The sequence below is a fragment of the Amycolatopsis sp. VC5-11 genome, assembly GCF_037034185.1.
GTDB lineage: Bacteria > Actinomycetota > Actinomycetes > Mycobacteriales > Pseudonocardiaceae > Amycolatopsis > Amycolatopsis nivea.
Map to the genome: position 1 here is coordinate 1,131,227 of NZ_JBAGKF010000001.1, position 23,792 is coordinate 1,155,018.

Annotated in this window: 26 protein-coding genes; 13 read left to right on the forward strand and 13 right to left on the reverse strand. The window is 69.1% G+C overall.

Features of this window, described 5'->3' with window-relative positions; translation table 11 throughout:
- Positions 1-36 precede the first annotated feature (36 nt).
- Together WA670_RS05610 and WA670_RS05615 are read right to left on the reverse strand one after the other, a co-directional pair.
- The gene (locus WA670_RS05610; protein WP_336157063.1) at positions 37-813 is read right to left on the reverse strand and encodes a hypothetical protein; all 777 of its coding nucleotides are present in this window, start codon (positions 811-813) and stop codon (positions 37-39) included.
- Complete coding sequence (locus WA670_RS05615; protein ID WP_336157064.1) at positions 810-1,529, reverse strand: hypothetical protein; 720 nt, start codon at positions 1,527-1,529, stop codon at positions 810-812. Before WA670_RS05615 ends, WA670_RS05610 begins: the two co-directional genes overlap by 4 nt.
- A gap of 181 nt (positions 1,530-1,710) precedes the next feature.
- On the opposite strand from WA670_RS05615, the gene WA670_RS05620 reads away from it, so the two are divergent.
- The 4 genes from WA670_RS05620 to ppk2 all read left to right on the forward strand — a co-directional run bounded on the left by WA670_RS05620 (position 1,711) and on the right by ppk2 (position 5,579).
- Entirely contained in the window at positions 1,711-2,310 is a 600-nt protein-coding gene (locus WA670_RS05620; protein ID WP_336157065.1) for an RNA polymerase sigma factor, read from the forward strand.
- Entirely contained in the window at positions 2,310-3,053 is a 744-nt protein-coding gene (locus tag WA670_RS05625) for a hypothetical protein (protein ID WP_336157066.1), read from the forward strand. Before WA670_RS05620 ends, WA670_RS05625 begins: the two co-directional genes overlap by 1 nt.
- A gap of 108 nt (positions 3,054-3,161) precedes the next feature.
- The gene (locus WA670_RS05630) at positions 3,162-4,610 is read left to right on the forward strand and encodes a hypothetical protein (protein WP_336157067.1); all 1,449 of its coding nucleotides are present in this window, start codon (positions 3,162-3,164) and stop codon (positions 4,608-4,610) included.
- Positions 4,611-4,688: 78 nt separating this feature from the next.
- Positions 4,689-5,579: a polyphosphate kinase 2 gene (gene ppk2 / locus WA670_RS05635; RefSeq protein WP_043837720.1), complete on the forward strand. Its 891-nt coding sequence runs from the start codon at positions 4,689-4,691 to the stop codon at positions 5,577-5,579.
- Positions 5,580-5,585: 6 nt separating this feature from the next.
- On the opposite strand, the gene WA670_RS05640 is transcribed toward ppk2, so the two are convergent.
- The 5 genes from WA670_RS05640 to WA670_RS05660 form a co-directional block, all read right to left on the reverse strand.
- Positions 5,586-6,365 (reverse strand): class II aldolase/adducin family protein, encoded by a 780-nt coding sequence (locus WA670_RS05640; protein ID WP_336157068.1) that lies wholly within the window; start codon positions 6,363-6,365, stop codon positions 5,586-5,588.
- 58 nt (positions 6,366-6,423) lie between these two features.
- Positions 6,424-6,960, reverse strand: a complete 537-nt coding sequence (locus tag WA670_RS05645; RefSeq protein ID WP_134663880.1) for a helix-turn-helix domain-containing protein — start codon at positions 6,958-6,960, stop codon at positions 6,424-6,426.
- 18 nt (positions 6,961-6,978) lie between these two features.
- Positions 6,979-7,344, reverse strand: a complete 366-nt coding sequence (locus tag WA670_RS05650; protein ID WP_238603574.1) for a glyoxalase — start codon at positions 7,342-7,344, stop codon at positions 6,979-6,981.
- Positions 7,345-7,354: 10 nt separating this feature from the next.
- Positions 7,355-8,245 (reverse strand): hypothetical protein, encoded by an 891-nt coding sequence (locus WA670_RS05655; protein WP_238603573.1) that lies wholly within the window; start codon positions 8,243-8,245, stop codon positions 7,355-7,357.
- A gap of 72 nt (positions 8,246-8,317) precedes the next feature.
- Positions 8,318-9,355 (reverse strand): tetratricopeptide repeat protein, encoded by a 1,038-nt coding sequence (locus tag WA670_RS05660; protein WP_336157069.1) that lies wholly within the window; start codon positions 9,353-9,355, stop codon positions 8,318-8,320.
- Positions 9,356-9,597: 242 nt separating this feature from the next.
- On the opposite strand from WA670_RS05660, the gene WA670_RS05665 reads away from it, so the two are divergent.
- The 3 genes from WA670_RS05665 to WA670_RS05675 all read left to right on the forward strand — a co-directional run bounded on the left by WA670_RS05665 (position 9,598) and on the right by WA670_RS05675 (position 14,727).
- On the forward strand, positions 9,598-10,257 hold the full coding sequence (locus WA670_RS05665) for an HNH endonuclease family protein (RefSeq protein WP_134663874.1): 660 nt from the start codon (positions 9,598-9,600) through the stop codon (positions 10,255-10,257).
- A 13-nt stretch (positions 10,258-10,270) separates the two neighbouring features.
- Positions 10,271-10,924 carry an alpha/beta fold hydrolase gene (locus WA670_RS05670; RefSeq protein WP_336157070.1) on the forward strand — a complete coding sequence of 218 codons (654 nt, stop codon included), beginning with the start codon at positions 10,271-10,273 and terminating at the stop codon, positions 10,922-10,924.
- Positions 10,925-11,010: 86 nt separating this feature from the next.
- Positions 11,011-14,727 (forward strand): S8 family peptidase, encoded by a 3,717-nt coding sequence (locus WA670_RS05675; RefSeq protein ID WP_336157071.1) that lies wholly within the window; start codon positions 11,011-11,013, stop codon positions 14,725-14,727.
- A gap of 29 nt (positions 14,728-14,756) precedes the next feature.
- On the opposite strand, the gene WA670_RS05680 is transcribed toward WA670_RS05675, so the two are convergent.
- Positions 14,757-15,758, reverse strand: a complete 1,002-nt coding sequence (locus tag WA670_RS05680; RefSeq protein ID WP_037807267.1) for a helix-turn-helix transcriptional regulator — start codon at positions 15,756-15,758, stop codon at positions 14,757-14,759.
- A 124-nt stretch (positions 15,759-15,882) separates the two neighbouring features.
- On the opposite strand from WA670_RS05680, the gene WA670_RS05685 reads away from it, so the two are divergent.
- A complete protein-coding gene (locus tag WA670_RS05685; RefSeq protein WP_336157072.1) occupies positions 15,883-16,401 on the forward strand; it encodes a hypothetical protein in 519 nt (172 codons plus the stop codon).
- On the opposite strand, the gene WA670_RS05690 is transcribed toward WA670_RS05685, so the two are convergent.
- From WA670_RS05690 to WA670_RS05700, 3 genes are all read right to left on the reverse strand, one after another.
- The gene (locus WA670_RS05690) at positions 16,347-16,766 is read right to left on the reverse strand and encodes an ATP-binding protein (RefSeq protein ID WP_037807271.1); all 420 of its coding nucleotides are present in this window, start codon (positions 16,764-16,766) and stop codon (positions 16,347-16,349) included. The genes WA670_RS05685 and WA670_RS05690 overlap by 55 nt on opposite strands.
- A gap of 64 nt (positions 16,767-16,830) precedes the next feature.
- Positions 16,831-17,607 carry a SigB/SigF/SigG family RNA polymerase sigma factor gene (locus tag WA670_RS05695; RefSeq protein WP_037807274.1) on the reverse strand — a complete coding sequence of 259 codons (777 nt, stop codon included), beginning with the start codon at positions 17,605-17,607 and terminating at the stop codon, positions 16,831-16,833.
- Positions 17,604-18,020, reverse strand: a complete 417-nt coding sequence (locus WA670_RS05700) for an anti-sigma factor (RefSeq protein WP_037807276.1) — start codon at positions 18,018-18,020, stop codon at positions 17,604-17,606. Before WA670_RS05700 ends, WA670_RS05695 begins: the two co-directional genes overlap by 4 nt.
- Positions 18,021-18,171: 151 nt before the next feature.
- Between WA670_RS05700 and WA670_RS05705 the strand changes: the two genes are divergently transcribed.
- The 3 genes from WA670_RS05705 to WA670_RS05715 all read left to right on the forward strand — a co-directional run bounded on the left by WA670_RS05705 (position 18,172) and on the right by WA670_RS05715 (position 19,897).
- Positions 18,172-18,477: a WhiB family transcriptional regulator gene (locus tag WA670_RS05705; protein WP_009086013.1), complete on the forward strand. Its 306-nt coding sequence runs from the start codon at positions 18,172-18,174 to the stop codon at positions 18,475-18,477.
- Between the two features lie 220 nt (positions 18,478-18,697).
- Positions 18,698-19,051: an STAS domain-containing protein gene (locus WA670_RS05710; RefSeq protein WP_009086015.1), complete on the forward strand. Its 354-nt coding sequence runs from the start codon at positions 18,698-18,700 to the stop codon at positions 19,049-19,051.
- Positions 19,052-19,111: 60 nt separating this feature from the next.
- The gene (locus WA670_RS05715) at positions 19,112-19,897 is read left to right on the forward strand and encodes a metal-dependent hydrolase (protein ID WP_336157185.1); all 786 of its coding nucleotides are present in this window, start codon (positions 19,112-19,114) and stop codon (positions 19,895-19,897) included.
- Between the two features lie 3 nt (positions 19,898-19,900).
- Here WA670_RS05715 and WA670_RS05720 read toward each other — a convergent pair whose 3' ends face one another.
- A complete protein-coding gene (locus WA670_RS05720; RefSeq protein WP_336157073.1) occupies positions 19,901-20,857 on the reverse strand; it encodes a helix-turn-helix transcriptional regulator in 957 nt (318 codons plus the stop codon).
- Between the two features lie 96 nt (positions 20,858-20,953).
- Between WA670_RS05720 and WA670_RS05725 the strand changes: the two genes are divergently transcribed.
- Together WA670_RS05725 and WA670_RS05730 are read left to right on the forward strand one after the other, a co-directional pair.
- The gene (locus tag WA670_RS05725) at positions 20,954-21,796 is read left to right on the forward strand and encodes an NAD(P)H-binding protein (protein WP_336157074.1); all 843 of its coding nucleotides are present in this window, start codon (positions 20,954-20,956) and stop codon (positions 21,794-21,796) included.
- 23 nt (positions 21,797-21,819) lie between these two features.
- Positions 21,820-22,914, forward strand: a complete 1,095-nt coding sequence (locus WA670_RS05730) for a winged helix DNA-binding domain-containing protein (protein ID WP_336157075.1) — start codon at positions 21,820-21,822, stop codon at positions 22,912-22,914.
- Here the strand turns inward: WA670_RS05730 and WA670_RS05735 are convergent.
- Positions 22,898-23,656: a nuclear transport factor 2 family protein gene (locus WA670_RS05735; protein WP_134732644.1), complete on the reverse strand. Its 759-nt coding sequence runs from the start codon at positions 23,654-23,656 to the stop codon at positions 22,898-22,900. The genes WA670_RS05730 and WA670_RS05735 overlap by 17 nt on opposite strands.
- Positions 23,657-23,792: the final 136 nt, after the last annotated feature.

The window sequence follows — 23,792 nt, forward strand, 5'->3', positions numbered from 1 at the left end:
CCGGCGCAGTAAGCCGAATCTCGGTCCGTTGTGCATTTACGGCTTCTTCAGCCGAGCCAGCACCGCACGCGTCTGGGTCTGCGCGATCGACGACAGATCGTCCATCTTCAGCGGGGCCTCGCCAGGAGCCCGGTGGACCGCGACCTGGATTTCCACCGTCACGTTGCTGTCCTCCACCCCCACGATGTAACTCGCGCCCGGGCCGGTTTCCGTGGTGCTGCCCGCGCGCCAATAGCTGCGCGTGCCGAGTCCGGCGATCGTGCCGGAGGTCCAGCCCTGCGACGGTTTGGTGTTCCACTGCTCGTACGCCGGCGGCCGGTCCAGCGAAGCGAACTCGGCGCGGACGGCGATCCCTGCCTCGTTCGTGGCGACGCCGTCGGTCTTGGACGTGCTGGTGTAGCGGAGGCTGCAGCTCAGGTCGCCGCCGTAGCCGTCGCTTGGCTGGCCTTCCCGGTGGACCGGCGGGATCGGGGTGGCGGACCATTTCGCCAGCGGCTTGGGGTCCAGCAGATCGCAGGCGTTGGAGATCCCGCTCATCGAGTACTTGCCCGGCGGCGCGGTGGGCGAGGCCGTGGTCGACGGGGGCGGGGCGGCGGACGGGGTCGGCTCCGCTTCCGGAGCGGGCGAGCCGCCGCTGAGGGACAGGCCGATCGCGATTCCGACGCCCAGGATCACGACCAGTCCGATCGCGCCCGCCACGATCACTCCCGGCTTGGGGCCCGGCGGTTTCGTCGGCGGGGGATAACCGAATCCCTGGCCGGGCGGCGGATATGGTTGTCCGGCAACGGGATGGTTGCCAGGCGAGTGGGTCATCGAATCCCTTTCAGCCCGTTCAACGCCTTCCGGGCCTGTGCTTCGGCGATCGGCTGGACCTCGGCGCGGTGCATCTGCGCGACCTCCCGGGTACGGCTGAAGTTGAGCCGGACGCGGACCGAGACGTTCTGGTCCACCGCGCAGAGGACGTAGCGCGTGTTCGCGACCAGTTCGCCGTAGACCTCGGAGTGCCAGAAGCCCTCGGTGCCGACTCCGGTGATCGGCCCGGATGCCTTGCCCTCGCCGGTCTTGGCCAGGGTGCCGCGTTTCCAGCTCTCGTAGGAGGACGGCGCGGTGCCCTCGGTGAAATCGACGTCGAGGAGGATTTCGGCGGAGTTCAGGAGATCGTCGCCGGTGTAGCGGAGCTGGCAGCTCAGGCGGCCGGCGTCGTGCTCGCTCGGGCGGACTTCCTTGTGCTCGGGCTGGCCCTTGGGCGTGGGCGACCACTTCTTCAACGCGGCGGGATCGACGAGATCGCAGGCATTGGCGACGTTGTCCATCGAATAACCCGGCGCGGCGACCGGCTTCGGCGGCGGCTCGGAAGACTGTCCGGCCACGACTCCGACGGCGATCCCGGCGCCCAGCACGACGACCAGCGCGGCGATCCCGCCGATGATCCAGCCGGTCCGCCGGGGTTTCGGAGGAGGCGGCGGGTATCCGTAACCGACGGCGGCGAAAGGATTCGTCGGCGGCTCTTCGCGCCCGTTGTCGGTCATCCCCCGCAGCCCTCCGCCCAGCGAACCGGGCGACCCAGCCTGGCTCGGCCCGACTATATCCATCCGCTTCCGCCGAGGCGAGACACTGATCACTCTCGTCCCGGGTCCGATGCAACGCTGTCGTGGCGAGCGGGGACATGGGGTTGTGACGACAGTTTCGGATCAGGGGCGGGGGTGGGGGATGTCGGCCGAGGACGACGTCCCGGACACCCCCGGTGGCGACCAGGAGCTGTGGGCGCGTGCCGCGGCGGGCGACGCCGCGGCGTTCTCGGAGTTGTTCGACCGGCACGTCAGCGCGGTGTGGAACTACGCGTACCGGTTGACCGGGTCCTGGGCCACCGCCGAGGACCTGGCTTCGCTGACCTTCCTCACCGCGTGGCGACGCCTCGGCGAGGTGACGTTGGTGAACGACAGCGCCCGGCCGTGGCTGTTCACGGTGACCGCCAACCTGGCTCGCCGGGAACAGCGCCGCCTCGGCCGGTTCGCGGCTGCGCTGCCGCGGCTGACGCGCACCACCGTCGTGCGCGATCACGCGGAGGACGTGGCCGGTCAGGTCGACGCGGACCGACGGCTGAAGGTCGTGCTGACCGCGGTCGCGAAACTGCCTCGGGCCGAACGGCGGGCTGTTGAGCTTTGCCTGCTTGGCGGTTTGTCGACCGCGGAGGGCGCCGCGGTGCTCGGGATCGCCGAACCGAGCGTGCGGGCGCGGATTTCGCGGGCGCGCGCCCGGTTGCGGGAGCTCCTGCGAGACAACGACGTATTGGCTGGGGAGGAGTTCTGATGGCCGACGATCTCAACCTGCCGCCCGAACGGCCGATGCCGGATCTCCTGAAGGAATCCATGTGGAACCGGCTTGTTCCGGAACTGCGCGCACGGCGGCGGCGGAAACTGGGCCTGCCCTTGGCGGTCGCCGCGGGAGTCGGCGGGCTGGCTTTGGGCGCGACGCTGGTGTTCTCACCGGTGCACGACGCCAGTCCGGGCGTGACGCGGGTTCCGGTCGGTGCCAAGCCGGCTGCCAGCGACGCGCGAGTTCTCAAGGCCTGTCTCGACAGCTCACCCTCTTTCGGAGTCGCGTTGTCTGACCCGGGAAGTTGGCGCTCGACGCTCAGGGTCGATCAGGACGCGAATCGGGGTTACCTCGTCATCCGCAATGCTTCGCTCGCGGCGGTCTGCGTTCTCGACCACGGCCAGCGTTCCGACAGCAACGCGGGCCTGATGGTCACCGACAACAGGGACTGGGTGCACGGGCGCGAGAGCTACGCCTTCCTCAACGCCGCCCGCCCGATCTGCGGATTCAGCAGTGTCGTCAATCCCCGCCAGCCGAGCGTCGTGTTCGGGGTCGCCAGCCCCGACGTGGCCAAAGTGGAGCTGTACGGGCCGGACGACGCGATGACGCCCGCTTTGCTGAAGGACGGCACTTTCGTCGTGAAATTCGTCGAGGGCGATTCTCCGCATGACGATTACAGCCGAAAATTCCGGGTGACTATGCGCGACGGGCAAGTTCGCGACGTTCCGGGGAGATAGCACCGGATCTGCCTTCGCGCGAAGACTGCTGGGGGAAACGTAATAATGGCACTGGGTTTGACGACGCCTCGATCAGGTCAGGCGCGGCCGGTTTCTGTCCGAAGACGGGTGGATTGGCTGCTTCTCGGCGTGGCGGCCGCGTCGACGTTGGTCTTTATTGTGGTGCACGGTCATCTGATCGACGACACCTATATCACCTTGAGCTACGCCCGCAATCTCGCTTTCCATGGAAATTGGGGATTGCTCGCCGACAGCACCTCGAATACGGCAACCTCGCCGCTGAATGTGCTTTCCCTGGCGGCGTTGACGTTCGTGCTGCGGGACGCGGTTCTCGCTGCGGGCGTGTTGTATGTGGCGTGTCAGGTGCTGCTGGTGCTGGCGCTGCGGAGGCTGGGCACGATAACCGGGTTGCCTCGCTGGTTCCCGGTTCTCGCGACCGCCGCGTTGACGGTGAATCCGCTGCTGGTGTCGTCGATCGGCATGGAAGTGCAACTCGGCGCGGCCGGACTTGGCTGGCTGCTGGTCTTTTCAGCGGAGCGGCGGCCGTTCGCGTTCGGACTCGTGGCTGGTGCGCTGAGCCTCGTCCGGGTCGATCTGCTGCTCTTCGCCGGAGTGATTTTCCTGGTCCGGCGGCGATTCTGGGTCGACGGCCTGCGCAGCGTGCAAGGCGCGGCGCTCGTGGCGGTGCCCTGGTTCGCGTTCAGTTGGGTCGTCTTGGGAGCCGCCGTTCCGGACACGCTGGTCATCAAGACCCTGCAGGGCGCGCGAAAAGCTTGGGGGAAATGGGAATTCGGCAATGGCGTCGGACTGTACTGGCAGAACCTGCCGGGACAAACGGTGCTCGCGTTCTTGTGCGTCGGGTTGGCGGCGCTGGCCGGGTTGCGCTGGCTGGTCCTGGCGTTGCGCGGTGACGCGGCCTGCCGTCGACTGCTCCCGTTCGCCGCGCTCGCGGTGGCCGGAGCGGGGCACAGCCTGGCGTACGTTCAGCTGAAAGTGCCGCCGTACCATTGGTATTACGGCCCCGGAATCGTCGCGGCGACGCTGTTTGTCTGTGCGGTCGTGGCTCGCTCCGCCCACCGAATCGAGCGCGTAGCCGGGACAGCTGTCGTCGTGGCTTTGGTCGGTGCCAGTGTGGTCGGCTATGCCGGGGCCGGTCTGCCGCGCGATTTCGCCCCGTTCACGTCCAACTACACCACGAGCGCGCAGTACGCCGAGATCGGCCGCGAAGTAGGCAGGCTGGCGGCTGGGAGAACAGTCGGCACCGCCGACGAGATCGGCGTGCTGGCCTACACCTGTGACTGCGCGATCATCGATGTGTTTTCCGACCGCGGCCGCATGCCCGGGGCGATCGCCGAACTGGAGGCGCGGGCGGGGCATCTGTCGCGTGGGCTGCTCCGGGTGAACTTCGCCTTCTTCGACTACACCGCACGGCCGCGAAAGCTGGACCTCGCGTTGGAGCGAGTTTGGGGTCCGCCGCCGCCGGACTACCTTGCCCACTGGACGATTTCCGCGCCGCTCTACGGGCGCGCGGAGTTGTACCTGGTCAAGGCGCGCTAACCACGGCCATGGCTCCCGCACCGGAAGCGCGAAGCCGGAGACACCTCCCGTTCACCTGCCCTGCTTAAGGTCGGCCGCATGTTGCGGGACGTGCGGGAGTACATCGATCGGCTCGGGATCGACGGGCATTCGGTCGCCGAGGATCACGACGACGATCCGGTGTTGATCGACGCGTTCGGCAAGGCCGTCGACACCTGGCGGGAGAACTATCCGTACGACGAGCGCATGCCGCGCGAGGAGTACGACGAGACCAAGTATCTGCTCCAGGTCGAACTGCTCAAGCTGCAGAACTCGATCAGCGAGACCGGCAGCCGGCACGTCATTCTCTTCGAGGGGCGCGACGCCGCGGGCAAGGGCGGCACCATCAAGCGGTTCATGGAGCACCTCAACCCGCGCCACGCTCGTACGGTCGCGCTCGCCAAGCCCAGCGACCGGGAAGCGCACCAGTGGTACTTCCAGCGCTACGTCCAGCATTTGCCGACCGCCGGCGAAATGGTGTTGTTCGACCGGTCCTGGTACAACCGGGCAGGGGTGGAGCAGGTGATGGGCTTTTGCTCGCCCGACCAGTACGAGCAGTTCATGCACCAGGTGCCGCTGTTCGAGGAAATGCTCGTGGAGAGCGGGATCACGGTCACGAAGTTCTGGTTTTCGGTGACTCAGGCCGAACAGCGCACCCGGTTCATCATCCGGCAGGTCGACCCGGTGCGGCAGTGGAAACTGTCCCCGATGGACCTGCAGTCGCTCGACAAATGGGACGACTACACCGCGGCCAAGGAGGCGATGTTCCTCCGCACGGACAACGATCACGCGCCGTGGATCACGATCAAGAGCAACGACAAGAAACGCGCCCGGATCAACGCGATGCGGTACTTCCTGTCCCGGTTCGACTACGAGGGCAAGGACGAAAAGATCGTCGGGGAACCGGATCCGCTGATCGTGAAGCGCGGGCGGGACGCGGTCGGCGACTGAATCCCGTCAGTCCAGCACGTCGGGTTCTTCCTCGACGATCAGGTCCTCCAGCAGGCGGAAGTTGTTGCGCGCCATGTTCGCGCTGCCGAATTGCCGGGCGGCGAGTGTGGCTTCCTCGGCGGTCATCACACGAGGCGTACCGGCGGCTTCGGCGAGGAGTTGCATCTGGCAGGCGCGTTCCATCGTGATGAACCACCACGCCGCCTCGCCGACGCTGCGGCCGACGGTCAGCAATCCGTGGTGGCGAAGGATTGCCGCGCGTTTCGAGCCGAGCCGGGCAGCGATGCGCACGCCCTCGTCGCGTTCCAGGACCAAGCCTTTGTACTCGTCGAAAAGCACGTGGTTTTCGTAGAAGGCACAGGATTCCTGGATAATCGGGTCCAGCAAACGATTCAACGCTGACCACGCGCGGCCGTGGATCGTGTGCGCGTGCGCGACGGCGACGACGTCCTCGCGGGCTTCGTGGATGGTCGAGTGGATGGCGAAGGCGGCCTTGTTCGTGCGCCGCGTTCCCTCGACCACCTTGCCATTCTCGTCAAGGAGAAGCAGGTCGCTGACCTTGATCCGGGAGAAGTGCACCGCGTACGGGTTGACCCAGAACCGGTTCGGGAACTCGGGGTCGCGCGCGGTGAGGTGCCCGGCGATGCCCTCGTCGAAGCCGTACCGGGCGAACAGCCGGAAGGCGACGGCGAGCTGGCGTTTGCGGTGCGCGCGTTCGGCGGCAACGGAATCCAGGCGTTCGGGCAGGGTGTCGAGGTCGAGTTCGGCTACCGGGGCGTCGGTCATCAGCATCTCCCAAGTTTGCCTGTCTGGCAACTAGGGTGCCTCGGAGGCACAACGGGAGTCAAGCGATCACGACGAGGACTTCCGCGTCCGGCGCGCCGCGCAGGGTGTGGTCAGTGCTGCCCGGGAACTGCGCGGAGTCACCGGCGGTCAGGAGGTGGGTTTCGCCAGCCAGGGTCAGTTCGAGCTGACCGCTGACGACGTGCAGCCACTCTTCGCCGCGGTGCTGGGTCGGACGAGGTGGGACGGACTTGCCCCGCAGCGTCACGAGCGTCGCCTCAAGTGCGGACGACGGCGGGGACAGGTGGGTCATGGAAGCGCCGCGAGTGCCGTACGTGACGGCGTCCTCGCGCTTGACGATCGGCGAGCGGCGTTCCTCGGCAGCGACGAGATCGGCGACGCTGACGTCCAGCGCCCGCGCGAGAACCACCAGCGTGCCGAGGCTGGGCACCCGCTGGCCGCTCTCGACCCGGGACAGATAGCCCGGCGTGAGGTCCGCGGCGGCGGCGACCTTGTCCAAGGTGAGGCCGCGTTCCAGGCGAAGCTCGCGCAATCGTCGCGTGATCCGCTGCTCGGCCTCTTCCGCCTCCTGGCTCATCCCCCCACTGTAAGCGGCTCAGCCCTCGAGGAACTCCAGCCGGTTGCCGACCGCATCGAAGGTGTGGAACCGCCGCCTGCCGGGGATTTCCGCGGGGTCGGCCCACGTCACGGACCGGCCGGCGGCTTCGATCGCGGCGGCGACCGCATCCACGTCGACCACGAACGCCGGGTGCGCCTTGAGCGCCGGGCGGAAGTCCGCCTCGACGCCGACGTGCAGTTCGCCGTCCGGCCCGCCGACGCCGGGCACCTGGAACCAGCAGCCGCCGCGTGCCGCCAGCAGCGGCGGTTTCGGCAGTTCCGGCCAGCCGAGCACACCGGTGTAGAACGCGCGTTCGTCGTCCTCCGCGCCCGCTGGGCAGGCGACCTGCACGTGATGGATCATGCCTCGAAACCTACGCCAGCTCAGCGGGTTTCGGCTCCGGGAAAGCGTAGAACCGCACGGCCAGATCACGCGCCTCGTCGGACGGACCGGGTTTGCGCGCGGCGTAGCGGTGCACCAGTTCGAGGTACTCCGCCTCGAACTCCTTCAAGTCCTTGTGGCTCAGCCGGATGCCGGCGCGGCTCCCGGCGGTCCAGCCGTCGAAGGTGTCGCGGCGTTCGGCGGCCCAAGCCATCAGGCGCACCTCGCGGTCGTATTTCGCGTCCAGGTAGGCAGCCAGCTTCGGCCGGTCCTCCTCAGGGAAGTCCTCCGGCCTGGCTTCGTTCGTGCTCTGCGGGACGGAGTGCCAGCGGCCGTCGCGGGCGCGGCGTGTGTATCCGGCGTGGGTGAGGGTCAGCAGCGCGGCCGGAACGTCGATCGACGGGATCTGCGTGCGCAGTTCGGCCGACGTGGCGGGCAGCAACCGGAGCAACCGCTGGTAGTTCGGGTTCGTGTGCACGGCGATGTCGCGCATGGTCAGCGGCCGCGGTCGCGCGTTCCCGGCGAGCAGAGCGCGCGCACGCAGCATCAGGAACACCGCGATCGGCACCTCCGCGAGCAACGCGGTGCCGAGGCTGGCCCACTGGTCGGGGCCGCCCCAGTCGAGGACGACGTCGAACCACGCGTCGCAGCACAGCAGCGCGGCGGTCGCGGCCAGCATCGGCACCGAGGCGCGACTGCGGCGCATCCCGAGCAGCACGGAGGCGGCGAAACACAACAGCAGAACGATGTCGAAGCCGACCCAGGCGACCCGCCACTGGCTCGTGTCGAAGTGCTCGGGCAGGGTCAGCCCGAGGTAGACGGTCCACGGCACCAGGAACACCGCGATACCGGCGAGGATGGCGAGAAGCACGCGTCGGAACACTCGATCGACGCTAGCCGCGCCGGCGCCGGGGAACATCGGGGAAGTTCCCGGAGATCGACCCCGAGAAAGCGTCTACTGTGGACGGTCGGCGGCGAGGGCCTGCCAGTGGTCGGCCTCGGCGGTCGCGCCGCGGGCGCGCAGCATCCGGGTCAGGCTCAGCATGCCCTGGACGTCGCCGGTTTCCGCGGCGACCCGGAAGCAGCGTTCGGCCTGCGCCAGGTCGCTGCGGGCCTCGGCGAGATGCCCCAGATTGGTGAGCGCGGGGATGCTGCCGTGCTCGGCGGCCTTGCGGTACCAGGCCGCGGCTTCGCCGTCGTCGCGGCGATTGCGGGCGAGGACGCCGAGGTTGGTCATCGCCGCCGCGTCGCCCGCCTCGGCGGCTTCGAGGTACCAGGTCTCCGCTTCTTCGAGGTCGCCCCGGCGGTGCAGCAGCAGTCCCAGCCGGACCTTCGCCTCGACGTGCCCGCCCTTCGCGCCGCGACGGAACCATCGCTCGGCGTCGCCCTCCCGGTTGGCCCGTTCCGCTTCCCGGCCCAGCAAGCAGGTCGCGGAGAGTTCGCCCGCGTCAGCCGCGGCTCGCCACCAGTGCGCCATTTCCTCGGGTGCGCCGAGTTCTCGCAGGACCGCGCCGAGGTCCAGCATCGCGGTCGCGTCACCGTCCTCGGCGGCCGCGCGGCACCAGCCCTCGGCGTCGGAGTACCGGCCGTCTTGGACCAGCAGGTGGCCCAGCAGTCCGGCCGCCTCCGTCGCGCCGGCTTGGAACGCGGCGGCGTACCAGTGCTCGGCGTCGCCGAGACGACCCTGGTTTTCGCAGGTGCGGGCGTATCCGACCATCCCGTGCGGTTCGCCGGCCTGCGCGGCTTCGTGGTACCAGCGGGCGGCTTCTTCGTCGGCGCCGCGTTCGGCGAGCAGATGGGCCAGCGCGGTCATGGCGATCCGGTCGCCGCCGTTCGCGGCCCGCCGGTACCACTCCTCGGCCTCCGCCGAGTCGCCGCGTTCGCGCAGGTCAGCAGCGACCCGCGTCATCGCTACGACGTTGCCGCCCTCCGCCGCCTTCCGGCGCAGGTAGTCATCGACTCGTGTGTTCCACTTCCGCAGCCGCCCGGGCATCTCGCACCCGCTCCTTTCCGGCTCCCCACTCAAGTCAATCGTTTCGCGACGCGCCCGCGTGACACCTTCGCGAGCGTTATCCACCCCCGCTGATCTGGGCTTTTTCGTTGACCGGCAACAACTGGCCCGACGTGGTCCTTGCCACGGCTCGAGCGCTGCCGAGAGTGTCTGCGCGATTACCGGCCCGGCGACAGGCATACTCCGGCTCCCCGAAGTCCCCGCCCGAGAGGATCCCGCGCACCATGGCCCGGCCGTTCCCCACCAAGCGCACCGTGCTGCTCGCGGTCGTGCTGCTCATCGCTGTCGTCGGGTTTTGGTACGGCCAGCGAGAAGTCGGCAACACCCAGTCCGAGGCGGCGCCCGCGTCCGCCGCGGACGCGACGAAGCAGCTGTCCGAGCTGAAGATCGGCGCGCGCGGCACCATGACCGGCTATTCGCGCGACAAGTTCAAGCACTGGGACAGCCAGGGCGACAACTGCGACACCCGCGAGGCCGTCCTCAAGCGCGCGGGCAAGGACGTCAAGGCGGGCAGCGACTGCAAGCCGACGTCGGGCACCTGGCTCAGCGTGTACGACGGGCAGACCTGGACCAAGGCGACCCAGCTCGACATCGACCACATGGTCCCGCTCGGCCAGGCCTGGGTGAGCGGCGCGCGCGACTGGACGCAGGAGAAGCGCGAGCAGTTCGCGAACGACCTCACCCGGCCGCAGCTGTTCGCGGTGACGGCGAGCGTGAACCGGCAGAAGAGCGACAAGGCTCCGGACGAGTGGAAGCCGCCGCTGGTGTCGTTCTGGTGCACCTACGCGACCGACTGGGTCACGGTGAAGCACTACTACGGGCTGACGATCACCGACATGGAGAAGAACGCGCTGCAGGACATGCTGAAGCGCTGCCCAGCGTGACAAGCTGGGCCCCATGGCGACCTTCGCACTGATCCACGGGGGCGGCGGCAGCGGCTGGGACTGGCACCTGGTCGCCGCGCGGCTCGAGGCGTCCGGCCACGAGGTCGTGGCACCGGACCTGCCCATCGAGAACCCGCAAGCGACGCTGACCGAGTTCACCGACACCGTCGTCTCGGCGATCGGCGACGCGCAGGACGTCGTCGTGGTCGGCCATTCCTACGGCGGGTTCACCGCGCCGCTCGTGGCGGAACGAGTCGGCGCGCGGCTTCTCGTGTTCGTCGCCGGGATGGTGCCCGCGCCGGGCGAAGCTCCGGGGGAGTGGTGGGGCAACGTCGGCTTCGAGTCGGCCGAGGGGTTGAGCGTCACCGAGCAGTTCATGGCAGACGTCCCGGCCGAGCTGGCGGAGGAAAACGAGCGGCGCGGCCGGGATCAGAACAGCGCCGAGTACAGCGTTCCGTGGCCGGGCGAGCGGCTGCCGGACGTGCCGACGAAGGTCTTGCTGTTCCGCGACGACCGGTTCTTCGCCGCGGATCTGCTGCGTCGGGTCGCGCGCGAGCGGCTGGGAGAGGACGCGGACGAGATGGCCGGCTCCCATCTCGCGCTGCTGAGCCGTCCGGACGAACTGGCGGACCGCCTAATGGCGTATTACGCGACGGTGGCTGGCTAACCAGGCGCTGTCCCAGTTGCGACATGTCGCAACGGCGACACCGCGAGGTAGTGACGTGAACCCCGGCTCGCCCCGAATCTTGTGCGATGACGTGGAGATCACGAGCCATCACTCTCGGCTGCACGGGCGCACTGGTCGCGGCACTCGGCCACGCGGCGCCCGCGGCGGCCGAGCCCGCGAGCGGTTCACCGGCGCCTGGTCCCGGTGAACGGCACACGGTCACCTTGCTCACCGGTGACGTCGTGCAAGTCGAAAGCGTCCAAGGCGGCAGGCAGATCGCGACGGTCCGGCCGGGCAAGGGGCGGGAGAACATCCGCTTCACGCAGTCCGAAGTGGACGGAAAACTGCAGGTCATCCCGGCCGACGCGGTGTCGCTCGTCGCGGACAAGCGCCTCGACAAAGCCCTGTTCAACGTCACCGACCTGATCGCGCAGGGGTACGCCGACGAGTCGAGCCCGACGGTGCCGATGATCGCGCACTACGCGAAGGGCGTCTCGATCGCTGCCGCGCCGGCGCTCGCCGCCACCACGCAGGGCGCCGAACTGCCCAGCGTGAACGGCCGTGCGGTGCGGGAAGACAAGAAGCGCGCCGGGGAGTTCTGGAAGTCCTTCACCGGTCCGCACGCGGCTTCCGGTGCGGTGGAACGGATTACGCTGGACCGCAAGGTGCACGCGTCGCTCGACCGCAGTGTCCCGCAGATCGGGGCGCCGGAGGCGTGGGCGGCCGGATTCGACGGATCCGGCGTCGCGGTCGCCGTGCTCGACACCGGCTACGACCCCAACCACCCGGACCTCGCGGGCAAGGTCGCCAAGTCGGCCAACTTCTCGACCAGCCCGGACGTCGTCGACCGGTTCGGCCACGGCACGCACGTCGCGGCGACCATCGCGGGCACCGGCGCGGCCGCGGGCGGCACGCGCAAGGGCGCGGCACCCGGCGCGAAGCTGTACGTCGGCAAGGTGCTCGGCGACGACGGCACGGCCTCGTCTTCCGAAGTCCTGCAAGGGATGGAGTGGGCCGCGAACTCCGGCGCCAAGGTGATCAACATGAGCCTCGGCGGCGGCGCGACCGACGGCACCGACGACCTCAGCGTCGGCCTCAACGAACTCACCGCCCGCACTGGCGCGCTGTTCGTGGTCGCCGCGGGCAACGACGGCCAGGAAGGCGCGTCGACCATCGGCACGCCCGGCACCGCGGACTCCGCGCTGACCGTCGGCGCGGTGGACCGCAAGGACGAGCTGGCCCCGTTCTCCAGCATGGGCCCGCGGCAGGGCGACCAGGCCGTGAAGCCGGACATCACCGCGCCCGGCGTGGGAATTGTCGCGGCGCGCGCGGCCGGCACTTCGCTCGGCGAGGTGGTGGATCAGTACTACACCGCGGCGTCCGGCACGTCGATGGCGACTCCGCATGTCGCTGGCGCGGCGGCGATTCTGGCGCAGCGCTATCCACAATGGACCGCTCAGCAGCTCAAGGACGGCTTGGCCAGCACGTCGAAGCCTTCTGCGGGACTGAACGCGTTCCAGCAGGGCGGCGGTCGAGTGGACGTCGCGGCCGCGGCGGTGCGTCCCGGTGTCTTCGCGACCGGCACGCTGAACCTCGGCCCGGTCACCAACGACAGCGGCCCGGTGCGCAAGGAAATCACTTACACCAACACGACTTCCACGCCGGTCACCCTCACGCCGAAGCTCGATCTGCGCCGCGGTGACGGTGCCACTCCTGGCGACGCGGTGAAGCTCGACAAGTCCACTGTGGAGGTTCCGGCCAACGGGACCGCGACAGTGGCGATCACCGTCGACTCGGCCGCGCTGGTGCCCGGCAACTACACCGGCAGCGTTCTCGTCGGCACAGTGCACACGACGGTCGGCCTGGTGAAGGAACCGCCGAAGCACAAGGTGAGCATCACCGGCATCGGGCGCGACGGCAAGGCGTACCCGATGGATCTCCAGCTCTTCGGCGACGACATGCGGTACGACATCGTCCGGACCATCCAAAGCGACCACCCGTTCGTCACCGAACTCCCGGAGGGCACCTACTACGCCCGCGGGATGTTCCACACCGGACTGGCTCCGGACGAGGAACTCGCGATCGTGCTCAAGCCCGAGTTCACCATCACCAAGGACCTGAACCTGGTGCTGGACGCGCGGAACGCGGTGCCGGTCGAGATCAAGACGCCGCGGCCGTCGACGCTGGAAAACATCATCAGCAGCTACGCGCACCGCGAATTCGGCTCCCGCAAGATCTCGAACTACGTTATGGAATTCCCCGGCGTCCGGCACATCTACGTGACGCCGACGCAGAAGGTGAAGAACGGAACGTTCGAATTCGGCTCCCGGTGGCAGCTCACCGCGCCGATGCTGACTGCGACCACGTTGCCGTGGCTCGGCATCAAGACCGAACTGTTCTACTACGCCTCGTCCCCGACGATTTCCGGGATGAAATGGCTCGACGTCGTCCCGGTCGACGCGAACAAACCGGAGCAATACGCCAAGGCACGCGGGAAAATCGCGGTGGTGACCCCCGCAAAGGACGGCACCAACCCGGAAGAGGCGGCGAAGCTGGCCGCCGCCGCGGGTGCCGCGATGGTGATGGTCGTCAGCCTGCCTGACGAGCACACGTACGCGCACTGGCAGCCGCGCGGCAAGCGGTTGCCGATTCCCGCCGTGCGAGTCACGAACGAACAAGGCATGAAACTGGCCGACCGGGCGAATTTCGGTTTCACGAGCATGCTCCTGCACGGCACGCCGGTGAGCCCGTACCTGTACGACATCATGCAGGTGACGCACGACCAGATTCCGGACAAGATCGTCTACCAGGTCAGCGAGCGCAACACCGCGACGGTCACCGCGAATTACCACGCGACCGGCAAGGACGAATGGCTTTCCGAGCAGCGGTTCGGCTGGCGGCCGTGGGAAAAGACCGCGATCAACCAGTATCAGCGGTACGCGCACACCGGAACCGCCCGCGAGGAAATCGTTTCGACCGACGAGACGATCTGGCAGCACCGGGTCAACAACAAGCTCAGCTGGGACACTTTCCAGCCGCTGGGGGTCGGCATGCTCGAACAGCCGCATACGCTGAGCCCTGGGCAACGGACGACGGAAAACTGGTACGCACCGGTGGTCCGCCCGGCGATCCCGCGCGGAGCCGGACTGGAAACCTCGCGCACCGGCGACACTTTCGCCTTCCGCATCCCGGAGTTCGCCGATCCGGAAACCTCGCACTACGCGTTCTCCGAAGCGGAATTGGGCGATGAGCAACCGGACCAGGTGAGCGCGAAGCTTTACCAGGACGGAAAACTCGTCAAGGAAGGCCCGGCGGCGTGGGGCAAGTTCCCTGCTTCGGCGGACCCGGCGAAGTACCGGCTCGACCTGGCGCTGACCAAGTCCACTCCGGGCTGGGCCTACGGAACGCACACCGAAACGTCGTGGACCTTCGGGTCGAAGCGGCCCGCCGAAGGCAAAACGGACCTGCTTCCGTTGCTGCAGGTGGATTACGGCGTGCAGACCGATCTGGCGCAGCAGACCCGCGCCGGACGTTCGCTGCCGGTCGAGTTCACCGTCCGCAACCAGGACGGCATGGCCGCGCCGAAGAATCCGCGGCTGACCGTCGAAGTGTCCTATGACGACGGTCGCACGTGGACGAACGTCAAGCGGATGGACAGCCTCGGCGGCGGCCGCTTCCGCGCCGTGGTCGACCATCCGCGGCTGGACCGCACCAACGGGTTCGTCGCGCTGCGCGTGCACGGATCCGACGGAGACGGGAACGCGGTGCAGCAGACGGTGATCCGGGCCTACGGGCTCTCCTGAGAAAGAGGCAGCCGGATAACCCCCCGCGGTTATCCGGCTGCCGCAGGCTCGTCGAGCCAGCCCTGCCTGCTGACCTCCCACGCCAGCTGCATCCGGGTCTGCACGTTCATCCGGGTCATCAGGTCGTGGATCCGCCGCTGCACGGTCCGCTGGCTCACCGCGAGCCGCGTCGCGATCGCCTTGTCGGTCACCCCGGCGACCAGCAGCGACAACAGGTGCAGCTCGTCGCGGTCCGGACCGGCACCGCCGGGAGCGTCCTGCGGAGTCCCGTCCGCGCGCAGCGGCCACGCGCGTTCCCAATAGCTTTCGAACAACGCGATCAGCGCGGCCAGCAGACTGCTCTCGCGGATCAACGCGGCGGTCGGTTCGCCGGAGCCGTCGAGATTCTGCACCAGCGGGCACAACGCGATGGTGCCGTCGGCGATCGCGAGCCGCACCGGAACCACGGTGGACGACCGCGCCTCCTCGCCGTGCCGGATCCCGTGCGCGACGTTCTCGATCATGCCGGGCTCTTCCAGCATCGCCCGCTCGTAGACGACCCGGTATCGCACGCCGCGAGCCAGCGCGTCGTACTCGTCGGCGTTCTCGCCCGACGCCATCGCGATGTGCCCGGCCCGGCAGAACCACAGCAGCTCGTGCCGGGCGCCGACCTGGATGTTCGTCAGCTGCTGCCGGATCGCCGCGCTGCCGGTGATCACCTCGACCAGCTGGGTCGCGTCCCGCCGTCGCGCACCGCCGCGGTACTCCTCGGCCATCCGGCTCACCGCGGTGCGCGCCCATTCCAGGGATTCCTGCCCGCGCATCAGCAACGGCCCGAACGCGACGTCCGGCGGCGACGGCGCGTATCGCGGCTCGTCTCCGGCGACCAGGCTGACCAGCCCCTTGGCGTGCAGCGAACGCAGGATCGCCGACACCTGCGCCGCGCTCAGCCCCAGCTGCTCGGCGACCTGCCGCGGTCCGGCGTCGAACATCCCCACGAGGAGCCGGTAGACCCGCTCTTCCTCCCCAGTCACCCCGATTGCGTCCAGCATCCGGCGAGCGTAAGGCACCGGCAACGGGAGCGAACGAGACAAAACCGGACAGCGCCCGCCGGGGACCAGTCCCGGCGAACCGGACTACAACCGAGCCTGCCGTCCCCGATCAGGAGGCTCGACGATGACCGACGATCCCCGCCCCGCGACGTCCCCCGGCCCGGATGACCAGGCCTTCCCGGGAAGATCGCGCAAACCGCTCGCCCGGCGTCCGGCGCTGTGGATCGGACTCGCGTCCGCAGCGTGCTTCATCACCGGGATCGTGTTCTTCCTGCTGCCGGTGACTGCCCTTTATTACCTCGACGACGCCGGGAACCCGACCGATGTCCGGGCGATCTACGGCACGCGAAGCGACCAGATGCTGGGGCTTCCGGCGAATATGTTCGGCCAGGGCGACCCGCCGACGGACACCACGAGCGTCCGGATCGGCTGCGGCACGGCGCTCAGCTCGCCGGAGAGCTGGCTGATCGCCGAGGCGCACGGCGCGGAAGGCTGTGCGGCCGCCGAACGGCCGCGCATGATCGTGGGCTGGCTGGGAGTCGGGCTAGGGGTGCTCGGCGCGGCCGGGCTCGTGGTGGGCGCCCGCCGTCAGCTGAGGCCGAACGCCGCCCAGACGCACTTGCCGCCCTCGGCCGGGTCGTAACCCCAGCGCCGGGACAGCGCGCGCACCAGCTGCAGCCCTCGGCTGCGCGCCGCGGACGGGGCGACCGGTTCCTTCAGCTGCGGAATGGAGGCAGAGGTGTCGAAGACCCGCACCATCAGTTCGCCGTGTTCGAGCCGCAGTTCCAGCCGGTCCGGCCGGTCGCCGTGCTCGAAGGCGTTGGTGACCAGCTCGGAGGTCGCCAGCAGCACGTCGTCGCGCAGCTGGGCGGGAACGTCGAGCTGGGCGAGCGCGGCGCGAACCTGTGCCCGCGCGATGGCGGGCGCGGTGACGTCGTCCGGAAGCTCCAGAAGCACGGTGGCGGCAGTCGCCCCGGTGCTCCTGGTCGGCATCCTCGACGTCGTCATGGCTTCTGCACCTCCCGGCCGCTGTGCTCGCATGTGGTGTTTACCCAACCCGGCCGAAAGCGAATCAGGTGCCCTCGGTGATGTCAGTCTCGGCCAGTCCGGTACGGAGCTTTTTCAGCGTCGCCGCGAGCAGCCGCGACACCTGCATCTGGGAAACCCCGACGCGGCGCGCGATGTCCGACTGGCTCATCCCGGACCCGAACCGCAACGCGACGATCTTGCGCTCGCGCTCGGGCAGACTGTCCAGCATCGGCCGCAGCGCCTCGCGCAGTTCGGCTTGGCCGAGGTTCGCGTCCGGCGCGCCGAAGCGCGTGTGCGCGGAGTTCTCCAGCAGGTTGTCCAGCGAGGCCCCGTAACGGCCTTGACCGGCCCGCAGACCCTCGTAGACGTCCTCGATCGGCACGCCGAGATGCCGCGCGATCTCACTGGGCTTCGGCGCGCGCGAAAGCCGCACGGTCAATTCCTCGCGGGCGGCCGAGATCGTGGCGTTGAGTTCCTTGAGCCGTCTCGGCACCCGGACCGACCAGCTGTTGTCGCGGAAGTGGTGGCGCAGTTCGCCGGAGATCGTCGGCACCGCGAATGCGAGGAAATCGGTGCCCTGCGCCGGGTCGTAGCGGTCCACCGCGTGGATCAGGCCGACGGTCGCGATCTGCACGAGGTCGTCCATCGCCTCGTCGCGGTTGCGGAATTTCCGGGCGAGATTGCGCGCCAGTTCGAGATGCTCGCGCACCAGCTGGTCCCGGATCTCCTCGCGGCGCGGCGCGTGCTCGGGCAGCTGCGTCAGCTCGTGGAACAGTGCTGCCACGTCGGTGGGCTTGTCGCCGCCGGCGGGGTTCGTCACGAGCTGGCCGCCTCACTCTCCCGGACCAGTTGCACCCGGGAGAGGTACCGGCCGTCGGCCGGGGTCACGGTGCGCCGCGCGGAGGTCGCGAGCGCGGTCAGCAGCTGCCAGGACAGACCGGTCTCGTCGCCGTGCTCGGCCCGGTCGGAGACCACCGACACAGTGACCTCGATCCGGCCCTCCAGCCAGGAGAACACGCAGGTCAGCTTGCCGTCGGCGGCCGAGGGCAGCAGCATCGAACAGGCCTCGTCCACGGCCATCCGCAGGTCCTCGACCGCGTCCAGGTCGAAGTCCTGGCGCATCGCGATGTCGGCGACGATGGTGCGCAGGGTGGGCACCACGTGCGGGATAGCCGCCGTCCGCACCTCGATGAGCTGTGCGTCCTCGCGCTCGAGCGGGGCGTTCTCCTCCACGTGCTGTCCTCTCTCCGGCGTGCCACGCCAGTCTTTCGTGCCCGATCTGCCACATGCCCGGGGGGTGAGCAAACCAAACCCGCGTTTGACCGCCGCGACCGGCGGGCATGTAGCCGTCGAGTGTGCTGATCCCGGGAAAGGTGGGGACGACATGGCTGACGTGAGCCGACTGCCCAACGTGGTGGCCGAGGAGTGGGAGTGGCAGCTTCAAGGCTCGTGCCGCGGAGCGGACAGCAGCCTGTTCTTCCATACCGACAATGAGCGCGGTTCCGCGCGCGAGCGCCGCGAGTCCCGTGCCAAGGCGATCTGCCACACCTGCCCGGTGCTGGCCCAGTGCCGCAAGCACGCGATGACCGTCGAAGAGCCGTACGGGATCTGGGGCGGGCTCGGCGAGATCGAGCGCCGCGAGCTCTTCATGCGCGAACGGCGAGCGAAGCGCAAGACGGTGTCCGCCTGAGCTGACCGACCCCCGCGACCCGCGCGCCCACCTGCGGCGCGCGGGGTGCTGTGCGTCCGCCGTCGCCCGCGCGCCAAGGGTGTTGCCATGTGCCGACGCGGACTCAGTCACCCACTGGGTTAGGGTTGGGTCTCCAGATGCTTGGGACCGTGACACGGTTGCCTCTTGAGACAACAGGCGCGTACCGGCGCAGGAGCAGCGCCTGACGAGGAGAAACTGCATGCCCGCAGCCGACCAGAACGCCACTCCGCCCGGATTCGGCATCACGCTGGACACCGCGGCCGCCGAGCCGAGGGTCGTGGTCACGGGTGAGCTCGATCTGCTCACCAGCCCGCAGCTGCAGGAAGCTCTTGCCGGATTGATCGCGGACAAGAATTCCCGTCGCGTGGTGGCCGACCTCACCGGGGTGACCTTCTTCGACTCATCGGCGCTGAACGTCGTCCTGCACGCCCAGCGGCAGGCCGGGGAGCAGGACGTCGAACTCGAGGTCGTGCCGAGCCCGGCGGTCAGCCGGGTGATCGAGCTCACCGGCGTGGCCGAACACCTGAGCGTGTCGGAGGAACCTCCGGCCTGATCTCCCGATACGGTCGCGCGGACTCTGAAATGGTCCGCGACCTGGGGGATAACCATCATGATGGGGCGCACGCACGCCCTGACCGGCTGGTGCGCGGGGCTCGCCCTCGCGCCCGCGGTCGGCGTCGGCTCGGTGCACCAGGCGGTGGTCTTCGCGGCCACCACGGCCGGCTTCGCGTTGCTGCCGGACCTGGACCATCCCAGCGCCAGCGCGACCCGGCTGTTCGGCTGGCTGACCGGCGCGCTGTCGTGGCTGCTGCGCCGAGTGTCTGCAGCTGTATACGCCCTGACGAAGGGCCCTCGCGACGAAAAGGTGACCGGCACGCACCGGCACCTGTCGCACACCCTCTTGTTCGCTGTCGCGCTCGGCGCGGCTACCTCTGCCGGCTGTACCGCCGGCGGGGCCTGGGCCGTGCTGGGCGTGTTGCTGTTCGGCTTGCTGCTCGCGGTCGCGGCTCTGGGCGACTGGCTGCTGCTGCCCTATGGCGGAGCGGTGGCCTGGTGGTACTTCACCGCGCCGGACGACCGGGTGGCTCAGCTGGCGGACATCTCCGGCTGGCTCGGCGTGGCTGTCGCGGCCGGCTGTTTCGTGCACTGCCTCGGCGATTCGCTCACCGAATCGGGCTGCCCGTTCCTCTTCCCGCTGCCGATCGCGGGGGAGACCTGGTACGAACTCCGCCCGCCGAAGCCGCTGCGGCTGCACACCGGGAAGAAGGTCGAGACGCGGCTGGTGTTCCCGGTGTTCGTCCTGGTGGGGATCTTGCTGGTGCCGGGAGTGTGGGATTGGGCGGTGGCCACGGTGGAGCACCTGTTCACGCCGTCGGCTTCGCAGACCGCGACTCAGTGAGGCTCACCGGACAGCGCGCTGATACCGCTCCCCGAGAGCACGCACGGCCTCGACGAGTTCGGGTGGTTCCGTCACCGTGAAGTCGACCCCGAGCGAACCGAGATGAACAGCGAGAGTCTCGACGCTGTCCGCACCCGTATCCAGCACGCAACGGTTGTCGTCAATCGGCGTGATAGCGCCGATCGCGGGATTGATCCGCTCGGCCAGCGTTTCCGCGGACACCTGCGCCACGACTCGCGCCCGGTAACGCCACGCGGCTGAGGAAACGCCCCGGCGTACTTGGTCGACTGCTTCTTCGGGGAGGTCGCGGGGCGGGAACCGGGGCCCGGCCGGGGTGCGTGGGCTGATCCGGTCCACGCGGAAGGTCCGCCAGTCGTCCCGCGCGGTGTCGAACGCGACGAGGTACCACCGGCGTCCCCAGTTGACCAGCCGGTACGGCTCCACGTCTCGCCTGCTCTCGGTGCCCTCGTGGCCGAGGTAGTCGAAGCGCACGCGTTCGTGGTCGCGGCAGGCGGCGGTGAGGGTGCTGAGGACGTCCGCGTCCACCCGCGGGCCGAGGTCGTCCCGAGGCACCGCGACGGCGAAGCGCTGGATTGCGTCGACCCGCCGCCGGAGCCGGGCGGGCAGAACCTTCTCCAGTTTGGCCAGCGCGCGCAGCGAAGTCTCCTCGACGCCGGTGATCGTGCCTCCGGCAGCGGTGCGCAGCCCGATCGCCACCGCGACCGCTTCCTCGTCGTCGAGCAGGAGCGGCGGCAGCGCGGCCCCGGCCCCGAGCCGGTAGCCGCCCACCGAACCGCGGCTGCCGTGCACCGGATAGCCGAGGGTGCGCAGGCGTTCGACGTCGTTGCGGATGGTGCGGGGACTGACCGACAGCCGTTCGGCCAGTTCGCCTCCGGTCCATTCGCGGGGCGTCTGGAGCAGCGAGAGCAAGCGCAGCAACCGCGCCGAGGTTTCCAGCATTTTTTCAGTATCCCTCGCGAATAGGAACGTAGCTTGCCTAATCGGCTCCTACGGTGGGGACAAGTCGGAAAACGGAACCGCACGGAGGAACCACGCATGTATCTCGTCATCGGAGCCACCGCCCACTTCGGACGTCAGGCAGTGGAAGAACTGGTCGCCGCGGGTGCGCCGGTGCGGGCGCTGACCCGCGCACCGGAGCGGGCCGGACTCCCGGAAGGGGTCGACGTGGTCCGCGCAGATCTGACCAAGCCCGAGACTCTGCCGCCGGCGCTGGCCGGGGTGGAAGCCGCGTTCCTGGTCCTCCAGTACGGGATGGACGTCGCTCCGCTGCTCGCGGCCGCGGTCAAGGCCGGGGTGCGGCGGCTGGTGCTGCTGTCCTCCGGAGCGGTCGTTCCCGGCGCCGAACACCAGCCTGACGTGATCGCCCAGTACCACCGTGACGTGGAGCGGGCCGTCGAGGAGACCGGCATCGAGTGGACGTTCCTGCGGCTGTTGTTCCCCGCCATCAACTCGCTGACGTTCGCGATGCAGCTTCCGCACGGCGACGTCATCCGCGTGCCGTATGCCGAAGCGGCGTTCAGCGCCGTGCACGAACGGGACGTCGCGGAGGTCGCCGCGCGGATCCTGACCGGCGGCGGGCACGCCGGGCAGGCCTACGATCTGACCGGCCCGGACTCGATGACCCAGGCGGACCAGGTTCGCGTCCTCGGCGAGACGCTGGGGCGTCCGCTCGTCGTCGAAGACCTCGATCCGGAACCCGTCCGGGAGCAGATGAGCCAGTTCATGGACCCGGAATTCCTGGCCGCCCTGTTCGACCTCATGGCGCAGACGGTCGGCAAGCCCGCACCGGTCAACGACATCGTCGAGCAGGTCACCGGGCACCCGGCCCGCAGCTACGCCCAGTGGACCGCGGATCACCGAGCCGACTTCAGCAGCTGATCGACGACCGAAAGGACCGCACCATGACGCTCGGGCGGCGAACGCTGGGACGCGCTCTGCTGGCTCGTCAGTGGCTGCTGGAACGGGCCGACGCGACCGTCGAGGAGGCGGTCGCGCGGCTGGTCGGCATGCAAGCGCAGGCGCCGTACGCGCCTTACTTCGGGCTTTGGAGCCGGATCCGGGCGTTCCGTACCGCCGACCTGGCGGACGCGCTGACCGAACGCCGGCTGGTGCGGGTGGCCCTGATGCGCAGCACCGTTCACCTGGTCACCGTGGCGGACTACCGCGTCTTGCGTCCGTGGTCGCAAGACGCGCTCGACCGCGAACTCGACACTGCGTTCAAGGCTCCGCTGGCCGGGGTGGACCGCGCGGCCGTGGCGGAGTCGGGCCGGGCGCTACTTCGCGCCCAGCCGCTCACCCCCAAGGAACTCCGGGCGGCATTGCACGAACAGTGGCCTGACCGCGAGCCGCACGCGCTCGCCACCGTCGTGCGCAACCTCGTGCCGCTGGTGCAAGTGCCGCCGCGAGCGGTCTGGGGCATCGGCGGCGCCACCCGGTACGCGGCGGCGGCCGATTGGACCGGAACCGAACCGGCCTCCGCCGCCGATGCCGAACAGATCGTGCTGCGCTACCTCGCCGCCTTCGGCCCGGCCTCGGCCGCCGACGTGCAGACCTGGGCAGGCCGAACCCGGCTGCGTCCGGTCCTGGAAAGCTTGCGGCCGCGGCTGGCGGTCTTCCGGGACGAAGGCGGGACGGAGCTGTTCGACCTGCCGGACGCACCCCGCCCCGCCGCCGACGCTCCGGCGCCGGTCCGCTTCCTGCCGGAGTACGACAACCTGCTGGCCTCGCACGCCGACCGCACCCGGGTGATCTCCACCGAAGACCGCAAACGCGTCATGACCGGCAACGGAGTGCGCGCCACTTTCCTGGTGGACGGTCAGGTCGCCGGGGCGTGGAAGCTGCGGCAGGACAAGACGTCGGCGACGCTGGAGATCGAGCCGTTCCGGCCGCTGACCGCCGCCGAACGCGCCGAGGTCGAGACCGAAGGTTCGCTTCTGCTGAAGTTCGCGGCTCCTGGCGCGGACCACGACATCCGCGGGATTACTCCTCGAACCTAGGCGCGCCCGAGTAGTCGCGGGAGTGCACGATCCGGCCGTCGCGCACCGTCAGCACCATCGCGTACGTCGACACATACGGCTTGCCCTCGTACTCGCCGTGCAGGTCGTATTCCGCCACCAGCACCTCCGGATCGCTGGTCTCGTACACCACGACCCGGTCCGCCTTGGTGATCCGGCGGCGCTCTCCTGCTTGGTGAAAGCGTTTGCGCAACTCCTCCCGGTCGCGCGTCACCTTCGGCACTCCGGCCGGCGCGAACGGGATTTCGATCACGACGTCGTCGGAGTACAGGTCGGCGAGATCGTCCCAGCGATTGTCGACAGCCGCGTCGAGGAAACGCTGGAAGACCTCCTTCGTCCCGTGCAACGCGGTCGCCGCGCCGTGGTTCGGGTAGTCGCGGTACCTGGTGACCTCGCCGTCCCGCACGGTCAGCAGCCCGGCGGACGACGGGAGCCGGTAGCTGTGCCCGGTGTGCGGGTTGCGGCCCTCGGCGACGAGCTCGACGGCGAACCCGTCCGCCGTCTCCGTGGTCGTGACCTTGACTTTCTCCAGGCCGATCCGGGCCGCGACGGCGCTGCCCGCGCCGAGCGTGGCCAGCACTGCGTCCCGGCCGGCCGAGCGGTGGCCGGTGAACGGGATTTCGTAGACGGCGTCCTCGGCGAGAACGTCGGCGAGCGGCGCGGCGTCGAAGGCGCTCAGCGCGTTCGCGACGATCTCGGCCACTTCGGACACGGTGCGGGGCATCGGAACCTCACTCGGGAAGACGGGGGATAATCGGAACGGGGCACCCGCTTACGACGATACGGAGCCTGCACTCCGGTTGTCAACGACGGTCTGGAGATCTGAGACACGGTCAGAAGCGGCGCAGATCGTTCCAAGG